Source organism: Spongiibacter pelagi, from assembly GCF_014705705.1.
GTDB lineage: Bacteria > Pseudomonadota > Gammaproteobacteria > Pseudomonadales > Spongiibacteraceae > Spongiibacter > Spongiibacter pelagi.
The window spans coordinates 361,760-375,502 of record NZ_JACXLD010000003.1; the positions used below are offsets into that span (position 1 = coordinate 361,760).

The 13,743-nt window shown below is 52.6% G+C and carries 9 protein-coding genes; 4 read left to right on the forward strand and 5 right to left on the reverse strand.

Annotated elements, in window-relative coordinates:
- Positions 1 to 4: 4 nt before the first annotated feature.
- The 3 genes from IB286_RS07825 (at position 5) to IB286_RS07835 (ending at position 4,353) form a co-directional block, all read left to right on the forward strand.
- Positions 5 to 2,149: a 3-hydroxyacyl-CoA dehydrogenase NAD-binding domain-containing protein gene (locus IB286_RS07825; RefSeq protein ID WP_190764222.1), complete on the forward strand. Its 2,145-nt coding sequence runs from the start codon at positions 5 to 7 to the stop codon at positions 2,147 to 2,149.
- Between the two features lie 184 nt (positions 2,150 to 2,333).
- On the forward strand, positions 2,334 to 3,506 hold the full coding sequence (locus tag IB286_RS07830) for an acyl-CoA dehydrogenase family protein (RefSeq protein WP_190764224.1): 1,173 nt from the start codon (positions 2,334 to 2,336) through the stop codon (positions 3,504 to 3,506).
- Positions 3,507 to 3,570: 64 nt separating this feature from the next.
- On the forward strand, positions 3,571 to 4,353 hold the full coding sequence (locus IB286_RS07835; RefSeq protein WP_190764226.1) for an enoyl-CoA hydratase/isomerase family protein: 783 nt from the start codon (positions 3,571 to 3,573) through the stop codon (positions 4,351 to 4,353).
- Between the two features lie 122 nt (positions 4,354 to 4,475).
- On the opposite strand, the gene IB286_RS07840 is transcribed toward IB286_RS07835, so the two are convergent.
- From IB286_RS07840 to rapA, 4 genes are all read right to left on the reverse strand, one after another.
- A complete protein-coding gene (locus IB286_RS07840) occupies positions 4,476 to 5,864 on the reverse strand; it encodes an alkaline phosphatase (protein WP_190764228.1) in 1,389 nt (462 codons plus the stop codon).
- Positions 5,865 to 5,978: 114 nt separating this feature from the next.
- Positions 5,979 to 6,584, reverse strand: coding sequence for a glutathione peroxidase (locus IB286_RS07845; RefSeq protein ID WP_190764230.1), 606 nt, complete (start codon positions 6,582 to 6,584; stop codon positions 5,979 to 5,981).
- Positions 6,585 to 6,660: 76 nt separating this feature from the next.
- Complete coding sequence (locus IB286_RS07850) at positions 6,661 to 6,930, reverse strand: hypothetical protein (protein ID WP_190764232.1); 270 nt, start codon at positions 6,928 to 6,930, stop codon at positions 6,661 to 6,663.
- A gap of 30 nt (positions 6,931 to 6,960) precedes the next feature.
- Positions 6,961 to 9,840 (reverse strand): RNA polymerase-associated protein RapA, encoded by a 2,880-nt coding sequence (rapA, locus tag IB286_RS07855; protein ID WP_190764233.1) that lies wholly within the window; start codon positions 9,838 to 9,840, stop codon positions 6,961 to 6,963.
- A 187-nt stretch (positions 9,841 to 10,027) separates the two neighbouring features.
- Here rapA and IB286_RS07860 point away from each other — a divergent pair, with 187 nt between their 5' ends.
- Positions 10,028 to 13,552 (forward strand): PAS-domain containing protein, encoded by a 3,525-nt coding sequence (locus IB286_RS07860; RefSeq protein ID WP_190764236.1) that lies wholly within the window; start codon positions 10,028 to 10,030, stop codon positions 13,550 to 13,552.
- Here the strand turns inward: IB286_RS07860 and IB286_RS07865 are convergent.
- Positions 13,512 to 13,721, reverse strand: a complete 210-nt coding sequence (locus IB286_RS07865; RefSeq protein WP_190764238.1) for a DUF2970 domain-containing protein — start codon at positions 13,719 to 13,721, stop codon at positions 13,512 to 13,514. The genes IB286_RS07860 and IB286_RS07865 overlap by 41 nt on opposite strands.
- Positions 13,722 to 13,743: the final 22 nt, after the last annotated feature.

Consider the following 13,743-nt stretch of genomic DNA (forward strand, 5'->3'; position numbering starts at 1 on the left):
TCCAATGACTGGAACATTTAACTACGAAAAAGATGCCGACAATATCGTCACGGTAACCATGGACATGAGCGGTCCGGTTAACGCGATGAACGAAGAGTACGTAAAGCTGATGGGCGAGACAGTTGATCGTCTGGAAGCCGAGAAAGACAGCGTTGCCGGTGTGGTGCTGACTTCTGCCAAAGGGACTTTCTTTGCCGGTGGCGACATCAAGAGCATGCTGACTATTCAGCCCGGCGACGATGTGAAAAACATGTACGACATGAACCTGGTAATCAAAGGCCAGCTGCGTCGTCTTGAAAAACTGGGCAAGCCTGTTGTTGCCGCCATTAACGGCGCGGCACTGGGTGGCGGTTATGAAATCTGTTTGGCTTGTCACCACCGCGTAGCGCTGGACAGCAAAGCCGTTCAGGTTGGTCTGCCAGAAGTTAGCCTGGGTTTGCTGCCTGGTGGCGGCGGTGTTGTGCGTTTGGTAAACAAGCTGGGTGCAGAACGCGCCATTATGCCGCTGTTGGAAGGCACACGTTTTAACGCGCAGAAAGCGCTGCAAAACAACCTGGTCGAAGAGTTGGCGACCGACGCTGACGACATGATTGCCAAAGCCAAGGCGTGGATTAAGGCCAATCCTGAAGCGTGCAACCCTTGGGATGTGAAAGGCTACAAAATCCCCGGTGGCAACATCACTCGCCCAAACATCTCTCAGATGATTCAGGGCGCTAGCCCAATGTTGTTCCAGAAAACCCGTGGTCTGATTCCTGCGGCCGTTAAAATTCTGGACGTAGTTAGCTCTGCACTGCGTGTGGATTTCGACACTGCGCAAATCATGGAAACCCGTGCTTTTGTTAGCCTGCTGACTGAGCCAACCGCGAAAAACCTGATGACCTTCTTCCTGCAAATGAATCAGGTCAACGGTGGCGGCAGCCGTCCAAAAGGCATCGAGAAATCCAAAGTTAAGAAAGTAGGTGTACTGGGTGCCGGCATGATGGGCCAAGGTATTGCTTACGTTTCTGCAATGGCCGGTATCGAAGTGGTACTGAAAGACATCAGCCAAGAAGCAGCTGACAAAGGTAAAGCCTACACCGAAAACCTGCTGAACAAGCGCGTTGAAAAAGGCCGTATGGATGCCGATAAAGCGGCTGGCGTACTGAGCCTGATCACTGCAACCGCAGACGCGGATGCACTGCAAGGCTGTGACCTGATCATCGAAGCGGTATTCGAAAACGTTGATCTGAAACACAACATCACTAAAGAGCTGGAGCCTAAACTGGCTGAGAACGGCGTGTGGGGTTCAAACACTTCTACGCTGCCAATTACTCTGCTGGCCGAGCCATCAATCAAGCCTGAAAACTTCATCGGTATTCACTTCTTCTCTCCAGTCGACAAAATGCCACTGGTTGAGATCATCGTGGGTGAGAAAACGTCCGATGAGACTCTGGCACGCGCCTTTGATTACTCACAGCAAATTCGCAAAACCCCAATCGTGGTTAACGACTCACGCGGCTTCTTTACTTCACGCGTTTTCGCTACCTACATAGATGAAGGCGCTCTGCTGATTGAAGAAGGCGTTGATCCAGTTGTTATCGAGAACCTGGGTAAAGCCGTAGGTATGCCTGTAGGTCCTCTGGCGGTGCAAGACGAAGTTAGCCAACAGCTAACCGTTAAAGCCAACGAAACCAATATGGAACTGGACAAGCGTCTGGGCCATGAGTTTGCCAAAGACAACGCCGGTTACCGTCTGGCCAAGAAAATGATGGACAACGATCGTGCAGGTCGCTTCCATGGTGGCGGTTACTACGACTACCCACAAGGTGGCGAGAAAACCCTCTGGCCAGAAATCTACAACTGGTTCTACAACAAAGACGTAAGCCTGCCAGTGCAAGACGTGAAAGACCGCCTGTTGTTCCGTCAGATCGTAGAAAGCCTGCGCTGCTACGAAGAAGGTGTAATGAACACCGTGGCTGACGCCAACATTGGTTCCATCATGGGCATTGGTTTCCCACCTCACACTGGCGGTGTACTCCAGTACATCAACAGCTACGGCGTTAAAGCGTTTGCTAACCGTCTGGCTGAGCTGGCAGAGAAGTACGGCGAGCGTTTTGCGGTACCTCAAGTGCTGGCAGATAAAGCCGAGAAGGGTGAGCTGTTCATGTAAGCATGATTTATTGCTGCGCTCGCAATCTTGACTGCTGGCGGTGCTCGGAATGCTCATTTACTACGTGTAAATTCCGCGTCCTGTGCTCCGGCAGTAGCCAATCTTGCAGCGCTCGCTACATAAATCAGGTTTCTTAAAAAACATTATTTTTAAAACAAAGTTTCACTGACAGGATTTTATTAACATGCTTCCACGTAATTTTACTGAAGACCAAATCATGTTCCGGGATGCTTACCGCAAATTCCTGGACAAAGAAGTTGCGCCGAATGTAGAGCGCTGGCGCGAGCAGGGCATTGTGGATCGCGAGATCTACACCAAAGCCGGTGAGCAAGGCTTCCTGATGGTATGGCCAGAAGAGAAGTACGGCGGTATGGGCGATGAAGACTTCCGCTTTGAGCAAATCATCATTGAAGAAACTGCCAACGTTTACGCTGGCGACTGGACTAACACTTTGCACAGCCGTCTGGTTGGCCCTTACCTGACTCGCTTTGGTAACGAAGAGCAGAAAGACCGCTTCCTGCCTAAGTGTGTAACTGGTGAGTGCATTCTGGCTGTTGCCATGACTGAGCCTGATGCGGGTTCTGACTTGGCCGGTATGAAGTCTACCGCGAAAGACATGGGCGACTACTGGTTGCTGAACGGTTCTAAAACCTACATCAGTAACGGTATCAACGCTGACCTAGTGGTTGTTGCGGCTAAAACTGATCCAGAAAACAACCCACACGCGATGGGCCTGTTCCTGGTTGAGCGCGGCATGGAAGGTTTCGAGCGTGGCCGTAATCTGAAGAAAATGGGCATGAAGGCGCAAGACACCGCTGAAATGTTCTTCAACGATGTGAAAGTGCCAAAAGCCAACGTACTGGGCGATCCAACTAAAGGCTTCATCTACCTGATGCAAGGTCTGGCGGAAGAGCGTCTGATCGGTGCCTGTGGTTTTATCTCTGGCGCACAGAAAGCGTTTGAAGTGACTCGCGAATTCGTGATGGAGCGTAAAGTTTTCGGCAAGCCACTGTCTTTCATGCAAAACACTCAGTTCAAACTGGCTGAGCTGCGCACTGAAATCGACGTTGCCCAAGCCCACGTTGACGCTTGTGTTGCTGCGTTCAATATCGGCAAGCTGACGGCAGAAGACGCGGCCAAAGCGAAACTGTTTACCTCAGAAGTGCTGTGTCGCATGGTTGACGAAGGCGTTCAGCTGCACGGCGGTGCCGGTTACATGGACGAGTACCCCATCTCTCGCATGTACACCGATGCGCGTATCACCCGTATTTTTGCGGGTACTTCAGAAGTGATGAAGCTGATCGTAGGTCGCGATATTTTCTCTGAAAAATTTGTACCTTACATCGATCGTAACTAATCGCCGAGCAGTGGTTTTATCAGGGGTCGATTAACTGACCCCTGTATTTATGCAGGAAATTCTTATGTCTGATTACAAACATCTTGTATTCGAAAAGCAGGGTCAGGTGATTCAAATTCTGTTGAATCGTCCCAAGTCTCTGAATTCTTTTAATTTGGAAATGCGCGCAGAGCTGGTAGAAGTTTTGAGCCTGGCCGAGAAAGATGACGACGCTCGTGTGGTGGTATTGGGTTCTACCAGCCCAGTATTCAGCTCCGGTGCGGATCTGACTGAAGGCTTGGGTCCTCGCGCTACCGTTGAAGAGCAAATCATGGAGGAATACCTCCCTGCGCTGCAAAAAATTGCTGAGCTGAACAAGCCAGTGATTGCAGCCGTTCCCGGCGTTATGGCCGGTATCGGTGCGGCGTTTGCAATGAACTGTGACCTGATGGTGATGGCGGATACCGCGTACATGCTGATGGCGTTCAGCAATGTGGGTCTGGTTCCTGATGGCGGCGCGAGCTGGTTGTTGCTGAAGCAACTGGGTTACCAGCGCAGCTACCAACTGATTGCCGAAGGCGGCAAGCTGAGCGCACACGACTGTGCCGAAGCGGGCATCGCCAACAAGATTGTACCGGCAGATCAGGTTCTGGAAACCGCAACTAAATGGGCACAAGAGCTGGCTCAGCGTGCGCCAATTGCACTGCGTGAAGCCAAAACTCTGCTGCGTCAGGCGGGTTCGTTGAGCTATGTTGAAACTGTTGCGGCGGAAGCCAAGGCGCAGAACATTTGTCTGGCGACTGAAGACTCGCAAGAAGCGGTTGCTGCATTTATGCAGAAACGCGCGCCTGTCTTTAAAGGTAAGTAAGCTTTAAAGACAAGTAAGTTTCAGTACGACTCAAGCGCTATCTTTTAGACGGCACATCCTTCATGGGGCGTGCCGTTTTTTTTATTCCGCGGTTACTCTTTCTAGAGTTACTCTTTCCAGTGCTACTCTTTCAAGCCAAGCGCCCGGCTAATAACATCATAAATTCTGTTCTGCTCCATCACGCCTTTAACACGCTCCGCGCCGGGGCCGTGGGCATACAAGGCCACATCCTCACCGGCATGGGTTTCTGACCCAGCAGGAATCAATGACTGTTGTAAGGCTTTTTCTCCCGTGTCCGGCGTGGGGCGTTTACCGCTAACCGCGCCGGGGCCATTCTGATAACCGAGGGTGGTATAGGCCACGCCATCACCGGCGAGCGCCGGATGGTTTTCGGTTTCTCCGTGGCTGTCATTGCTTACCACTAAACCCAAAATGGGATTGCCGCGAGTAGGGTAGCCGGCCATGGTCAGTACATGGCTGTGATCAGCGGTAACCAGAATTAGGGTTTCTTCAGGATTAGTTACGTCCATGGCGGCTTGTATGGCATCGGCAAAGGCGGCGCCTTCAGTGAGGGCATAACCGGCTTGGCCGGCGTGGTGGCCGTGGTCGATACGGCCAGACTCAACCATCAAGTAATAGCCTTTATTTTTCGATGCCAAGCGGCGGATCGATTCCGTGGTCATTTCCGCCAGCGTTGGCTCTGTGCTCTCGGCTGTTTTGTCCAGCATATAGCTCATATGGCTGGGCGAAAACAAGCCGAGCAGCGGTGCGTTGGTCGGTGCGGAATACATTTGCGCAGCGGTTTTGGCAAAGCTGCCTTGTGTACGTTGCTGCCACTCGGTAACAATATTGTTATCGCCGCGTTTGCCGCCTTCACTCGTGGGCAAAAAATTCGCTAAGCCGCCGCCAAGGGCGAGATCAAAGGGGAAGCTCAGTAATTGCTTGGCAATGTCCACGCAGCCTTGTTGATGAGCGAGTTCAGGCATGGCTTGGTCGTTTTCCCAATCCCGCTCGAGTGTGTGGGCGTAAACGGCACCAGGGGTGGCGTGGGTTAGTCTTGCGGTGGAGACAATGCCAACGGATAAACCACGGTTCTTGGCTTGCTCGCCCAAGGTTGCCAGTGGATATTGCTGCGCTTCGGCGCAGTTTTGGCGGCGAGCTTCCGGGCCAATGCCTAATACGCCGGCGCGGGTTTTATGGCCGGTGTGCATGGCGGATGCGGTGCCGGCAGAGTCGGGCACCTGCTGGTTGGTATTGTAGGTTTTGACTAGTGCAACGTGATCGAACGTTTCAAAGGGCAGTACATATTCCTCGCCGCTGCCGCCCGCTTGCTGACCGGCGTAAATGCGCATCGCGGTAACCGTTGAGATACCCATGCCATCGCCAATAAACAAAATAACGTTTTTGGCCTTGCCGGTTTCTGGGGTGCTTGTTTGAAATGCCGAGCAGCCGCAAAGCAGGGTAATAGCAGCGGCCGACGCTAGGCGTTTTAAAGGAAAGATTGGGGGCATGACTGATCTCTTTTATATTTGCGACACTAGAGTATCAGTCTAGGGTGACAGCGCAATGACTGCCACCCGTAGCACTATTTGTAGCGCCTTATTGTGCCATTAGTAGTAAAAAAGCTACTGAGCCAGTATTTTCTCGATGGCCTTTTTGATCTTCTTAGATTCGGGCTTGGTCATGGAGCTAAACGCTTCAGCCTCACCGGTTTTGGTGTTGAGCAGGAATTTATAAAAATTCCATTTGGCGCGGGTATCACTGGCTTCTTGTCCTAAAGCCAGTAATGGCTGAGGGTCGTCACAGCGAATACAGCCCTTGCGGAAAACCGGAAAGGTCACCCCGTAATTGGCATGACACACCTTGGCGGTTTTGGCGCTGTCTTCATATTCTTGGTCGTTAAAATCGCCGGTGGGCACGCCGAGAATAAGCAGCCCCTGATCCTTGTATTCTTGGTAAAGCGCTTCCAGTCCTTCAAATTGCGGGGTAAAACCACACATGCTGGCGGTATTTACAATCATCACCGCTTTGGCGGATTTCACCGTATCACATAGTTGCAGCTTACCTGCTTCAAGCGTCGGTAGCGTTTGTTGAAGGCTTTCTGGACATTGCCACTCGCTGGACTCAGCTGCGGCTCCTGTAGCGGCAAAAGCGGGTAAGTGGGCGCTGACAAGGAGTATTAATGCAGCTAATGCTGTTTTGTGAAGGTGGCGAATTATAGACATCATCATGGGTTTATCTCACACGGGAGGTATTCCTGATTGTACGCTAAGTATCGCTGGCTAGATCAAGAGATTGGAATGGCTCTCAGTGCGCGCTAAACGCTTGCAGGCAGTAACCTTTCTCCAGCGCTTGTTTTACTTGAGGGTCTTGGCTCAGCGCTTTATCAATGGCGATTTTGCGGCGCTTGATGATGTTAACGTCGGTAAAGCCTTCGCGCATGACATAGAGTTTGGCGAGGTATTCAGCGCCGAACATATCGGCGAAGTCGATGTAGACGATAAACGGCACTTCTTCCCCGGCTTTGAATTCGCCTTGGTCGGTTTTAGATACCGCGTTAATGGAAAACAGCAGCATGGTTTTTCTCCGGGCGTAATCGTTATGCGTTTACTGGCTGACAATCGCCAAGCGTAAACCATATAAATTTAGTTGCATCTGTTCCAGTGCTTGCTGGCCTTTTTGGCTGGCTTGATCAAACGCGGCCAATTCCGCCTGTCCAATATCCGGGTTGCGTTCAGCCAGTGAAACTAGGCGTAGGCGTTCACTATTGCGCTGCGCCATAAACGCTTCGCCTGCCTGCTTGCGCCATTCACCGAGTTTGATTTCAACCAGTCCATCCAATTGCTGCACCATGCTGCCGAGCTCCTCGCGAACTTGGCGCATCAGGGCGGGAACGAGTTTGCGTTTCACATTCTGGCAGAGTTGGTTGAGGCGGTCATGGCTAACTGCAGCGCTTAAATCCTTGGCTTTTTTGTCGATCAAAAAGCGTTGGCTGGTGCCGGCTAAAAAGCGCTGTAATTGCATTTCTACCGGCGCTTGCACGGTGGGGCTGTAATAGGCTTCCAGTAGTAGAGTGCCAGCAGGGAGGCCTTTGACGGGCAGTGTAGAAACCGCCGCTGCACCAAAATCACCGCTGTGAATCATGGCGATGGAGTCGTGTACCAGTGGGTGCTCCCACGTTAGAAAGTGCATGTCTTCACGGCTGAGCGCGCGTTCGCGATCGAAGGTGCCGGTCATACCCTCTTCGGGAAGATGGGGGAAGGCCTCGGTCAGCATTTGTTCGCCGGGACGTAAAATGATCGCATTTTCGCTGTGTTCTTCAATATCGACACCGAACTGATCGCACAGTAATTCTAGATATTCTCGGAGTTGTTCAGGTCGCTCATCTTGCTGTAATTGGCTGAGTAGATGATCGGCTTGCGGGCGGCGGCAGGAATTGAGTTCCAATAGGCGATTGCGTCCGGCGCTGAGTTGTTCGCGCAGTGATTCTGCCGTTTTGCTGGCCTCGGCAATCAAGCCGGAGAGTTCCTGCGGGCGCTGTTGCGTTAGCGCGTCGCAAAGAATGGTTTTGTATTGCGCCATAATGGCGCTGCCAATAGTGCATGGCTCGCTAAAGATTTTGAGCGCATCGCGGTACCACGCCAGCAGACTTTCTTGGGCTGACTGTTCGAAGTAGGGCGTATGAATCTGCACTTCACCCCGGCGACCGATGCGGTCGAGTCGGCCAATGCGCTGTTCCAGTAAATCGGGATTGAGGGGCAGATCAAATAGCACCAAATGTTCGGCAAACTGGAAATTACGGCCTTCGCTGCCAATTTCTGAGCAAACCAGAAGTTGAGCGCCTTCCTCAGGGTCGGCAAAATACGCCGCCGCACGATCCCGCTCCAGCAGGCTCATGTCCTCGTAAAATACGCTGCTGGCAATACCACGACGCAGGCGCAAAAATAGTTCAATGTCTCGCGCAATATCGGCGTTGCCGCAGATCAGTAAGACTTTGCTGTCGATGTTGCTGAGCAGGAATTTTTCCAGCCAGTTAATGCGCGGGTCGTCATTCACCCAATCTGGTGTTTGTGCGCGCTCGGGATACAGTTGTTCTTCTAGCGAACCCTCTCCATAGCCGGTTGGTAAGGGCAGCGGATGTGGATTTAATTTACGGGCAGGGAAGCCGCCAATCGAAGCGCGGGTATTGCGGAATAGGCTGCGGCCGGTGCCAAAGCGGTCAAGCAGGGCGTCGATAAGCTGCGGCGCATGGTGAGCGGGATTGTCGGCAAATTGCGCCAAGCTGGCGGCATCTAACAAGGCTTTCAATTGCGCCATGTCTGCACTTGAGGCGATGACGTCCTCGGGCTGAGTTTGCAGGCGGTCAATTAATTGCGAAAGTTCAGCGTAACCCGCCTGCTCTTTTTGGAACGCCTCAAGGCTGGGATAGCGCTGCGGGTCGAGCAGGCGGAGCCTCGCGAAATGGCCTTCAATACCGGCATTTTCGGGGGTGGCGGTTAGCATCAGTACAGACGGCACAACGTTGCAAAGCTGTTCTAATAATTGATAACCGGCATCGCTGCTACCGTCGGCTTGCCAGTGTAGATTGTGGGCTTCATCCACCACCAACATATCCCATTGGGTTTGGCAGAGTTGTTCTGCGCGGCGCGGGTGGCCACTGAGCCAATCCATTGAGGCAAGAATAAGCTGCGCTTCCTCGAAGGGGTTACGCTCTTTAAGCTTTTCTTCTTCCTCATCGTAAAACAGGCTGTCGGCTTCATCGCGATAGCCGTCAATTTCACCGCAGCGCTCTTCATCAAAAATACTGAATTGCAAATTAAAACGGCGCAGCATTTCAACCAGCCATTGATTCACCAGTGTTTCTGGTACCAGAATCAGAATGCGCTTGGCCCGATCTTGCAGCACGCGCTGATGCACAATCAAACCGGCTTCAATGGTTTTGCCCAAGCCAACTTCATCGGCTAACAACAAGCGAACTTGCTCGTGCTGAGCCGCTTGTTTGGCAATATAAAATTGGTGGGGTAGCAGTTGTACGCGAGGGCCCATAACGCCGTGGCTGCCTGCCGCGGCATGGCGTTGGCTTTGCTCAAGGGTGGCAATGCGCAATTGATAACGACGCTGGTGCTCTACTTGCCCAGCCAGCAATTTATCTTTGGCGGAACTGAGGCTGATATGAGCGCTAAGCACTTGCTCTGGCACCGGCTGGCGATTGCCGTGCTCATCTTCGGCCAGATAGATAAAGCAGCCTTGCTGTTCGATGGCTTCAATAACTGTCAGCGGTGGATGGTCAGCAATACGGATAGCGTCTCCCGCCTGATACTGTACCCGGCTTAGTGGTGCAGAGGCGGCGGCGTAGGTGCGCTCTTCCTCTGATGCCGGAAAGGCGATCAAAACGCGGCGGTTCTCCGCTTCCAGAATAATCCCCAAACCCAGGTCGGGTTCGGCATTGCTAATCCAGCGTTGGCCGGGTATAAAAATTTCTGACATGCTGTGCTGTAAGTTCGTTGCGGCGGAGTCGTTCGGGCGGCATCTTACGCGTCATTGGCGCTCAACGAAACCCCGGATTTTGGCAGCTTTTTTGATCTTTTTTACTTTGCTCGACTTTGGTCGGATGCACTGCGCTGCCCATCGGTTTAGACTTCCGGTTACATAAAAACACTCAAGGAATTCGCCTATGGTGGCAAATCAGTGGGTAATGCTACTGGCCTTTGTTTACATTGGCGTGTTGTTTGTTATCGCTTGGTGGTCAGATCGCCACGTTTCTTCAAATCGCCTGATTCAAAGCCTGATCTACAGCCTGTCGCTGGCGGTGTATTGCACCTCGTGGACCTTCTTCGGCGCGGTGGGGCAAGCCGTGACCAGCGGCTGGTCATTTCTGCCTATTTATATCGGGCCAATTTTATTGTTTCTGTTTGGTCGCGGTTTTTTGCGGCGTTTATCGGTGGTCTGTTCGCGCAACCGGGTGACCTCTATTGCCGACTTTCTCGGCGCGCGCTTCGGTAAAAACCAAATGCTGGCGGCACTGGTCACGCTGGTGGCGGTGGTGGGCAGCTTGCCGTATATCGCCTTACAGCTAAAAGCGGTGACCAAGGGCTGGATAACCATTGAAAAACTATGGCAACCGCAAACCAGCCTGACTGATTCTGCCGGCGAAACCAGCTTTATCACTGCCTTGCTACTGGTGTTGTTTACCGTGGCTTTTGGTACCCGAGTGGTGGATCGCCGTCATCGCCACCGAGGTTTAATGACCGCCATTGCGGTGGAATCGCTAGTGAAACTCTGCGCCTTTTTGGTGGTGGGTTTGTTCTCGCTATTCATGTTATTCAAAGGTTTTGGTCCCGCGTCAGACACCCAAATTGTGTTGGGGAATTTTGATCGAACCCCTGAAATGGGCGGCTTTATCACCCAAACTCTGCTGGCCATGGCGGCGATTGTGTGTCTGCCCCGGCAGTTTCACGTGATGGTGGTGGAGCATCACAGTCGTCGGGATATGCGTACCGCCTCTTGGTTATTCCCGCTTTATTTGCTGCTGTTTTCAATGATGATTGCGCCAATTGCGGTACTCGGACAAAGCCTAATGGGCTTTGAGCGCAGTGCGGCGGATATGTTTGTGGTGTCGATTCCCATTGAACTTGGTAATGAAACCTTGGCGGTGATTGCGCTGCTGGGTGGGTTGTCGGCGGCAACCGGCATGGTGATTGTCGCCTGCGTCACTCTGTCCATTATGGTCTGCAACGAATGGATTGTGCCGATTCGCCAAGCGCTGCAAAAAAGCTATGTGGTGAATGTGCGCTGGCTGCAGAAGGTGCGGCGGATTGCTATCGCGGCCATTCTGCTAGCGGCATGGCTGTTGGAACAGCAGCTGAGTGGCGGCGGTGGTTTGGCTTCCTTGGGTTTATTGTCGTTTGCGGCGGCGGCGCAATTATTACCCGCTATTTTGGCGGCCTTGTATTGGCCGCGTGCTCATTTTGTTGGCGTAGTGGCGGGGATTGCCGGCGGCGGAGTAATCTGGTTTTTCTGCTTGTTGGTGCCCGCAATGTTGGGCCAATCGCACCCCTTGGTGGCCGAGGGTCTATTCGGCAATGCGTTTTTGCGTCCTGAACATTTATTCGGTTTGTCTTTTGAAAGCAGCCTGACCCACGGCGTGTTCTGGAGTTTGTTAGTTAATACCGGCTTGATGATTTTTCTCTCTCGGGGGCGCCGCTTTACCGCCCTGGATTTACGGCAAGCGCGGGTCTTTACCGATATCCATCGCCTGCCGGCACGCCGAGAGCTAGAGCTTGAACAAAGCCCCGTTGAATCCTGGCAGTTACAGCAAATTCTGGTGCCGATGTTGGGTCATGAACGCTACCAAAGTATGTGGCGTGAATTTGAAAAACGCCTAGGGCATCGTCTTTTGGATAAAGACCGGGTGCCGCGTTTTGTATTAAAGGAAACAGAAGAGGCCTTGTCGTCGATTGTGGGGGCCGTGTCCGCTCACCGCACCTTGGAATTACTCCAACACCGCAAGCCACTTAAATTAGATGATTTTGTTGAGCTGATTGGTAATTCCTCACGGCAAATTCAATTTGGTCAGGATTTATTGCAAGTCACCTTGGAAACGATTCCCCAAGGCATTAGCGTGGTTGATGCCAACCTCAATCTGGTGGCGTGGAATCAGCGTTATGTTGAGTTGTTTAATTTTCCTGAGCGTTTGCTTTACGTTGGTTGTCCTATTTCGCGGGTCTATCAATACAATGCCGAGCGCGGATATCTGCAAGGTGCGCAGGGTGATGTCGATGGCGCGGTACAGCGCCGCCTGACTTTGCTGCGTAACGGGCAGCCTTATCGTCTTGAGCGGCGGCTGCCGAATGATCGGGTTATCGAAATTTGCGGTATTCCCATTGAGAGTGGCGGTTATGTCACGACCTATACCGATATCAGTGAATATCGCCGCTTGTTTGGTGAGTTAGAGCAGGCGCGAGATCAGTTGGAAACGCGGGTCGTGGAGCGCACCTCAGAGCTTGAAGAAGCCAACCGCTCATTGGCGCATGAAAATCAGGCGCGGGCGCGGATTGAACGTGAACTCAATACGGTTTACGCCAGTAAGAACCGCTTTCTGGCATCGGCCAGTCACGATCTTTTGCAACCTATTAATGCGGCGCGACTGTTTACTGCCTCGCTGGCCAGCAAGGTTGAGCAACTTCCCTTAAATACGGATGTAAAACATATTGATGAGGCGCTGGCTGGGGCCGAGGACTTAATCACCTCGCTGCGGGAAATTGCTCGGCTGGATTCCGGCCGCATGCAAGTTAACGCAGAAGCATTTCCGCTACAGGAATTATTGGTGCCGTTGGGGCGTGAGTTTGCCGTAGTGGCAGAGCGTTCTGGTCTTTCTTGGCGCATGGCACCTTGTTCGCTGTGGGTGCATACCGACAAAAATCTGCTGCGGCGGGTCATTCAAAATTTAGTAGGAAATGCGCTTCGATATACCCAAAAGGGTGGCGTATTACTGGGCTGTCGCCGGGTTGCGGGTGGTGTTCGACTTGAGATTTGGGATACCGGTGCAGGCATTGCCGAGCAGGATCAGGAGCGTATTTTCGAAGAATTTGAACGCGCCAGCGATGGCCCGCGTCGTGGTGGCGAAGCCGGTTTGGGCTTGGGACTTTCCATTGTGCAGCGCATCAGCCGTTTGCTGGGCTTAAATCTTCAGCTTCGTTCCACACCCGGCAAAGGCACGGTATTTTCTGTCACCTTACCGGTAGTGGCTTCGGTGGCCGTGACCACACGGCCAGTTTTACAAGATTCACTGCAATCTGATCTAGCAGGCTTGCGGGTACTTTGTATTGATAACGAGCCAGCGATTCGGGCGGGAATGCAATCGCTGTTGAGTCAGTGGAATTGCACTGTGCATGTGGCGGCCTCACTGCGTGAGGCGCTAGCGCAATGGACACTGGAATCACCGCCAGACATTGTATTGGCAGACTACCACCTCGATGCGGGTGAAACCGGCTTGGATGTTCTTCAAGCGCTAAGCTATCACTGGGGGCAGCCTTTGCAGGCGGTGGTGATCAGTGCGGATAATAGCGACGATATGCGTCAGAGAGTGGTCAACGCCGGCTATCGCTTTTTGAGCAAGCCGGTGAAACCTGCCGTGTTGCGGGCGGTCATGCGCAATATTATGGCAATACCAGCTTCACCACCGAAACCACAGCCGTAATAAATACGGCGGTGAAAACGAGTGAGCCGAAAACGAATTGCTTGAAGCTACCTTCGCGAAAATCATTGCCGCTTTTCTTGTCGGTGCGCACGGCAAACGCCACGGCGGCGATATTGCCAAAGACCTGTAGCGGTGTGCGTTGTGGCGTATTGTTGTTGGTGTCGCTCATTGTTCTGATCCCTTCATATTAA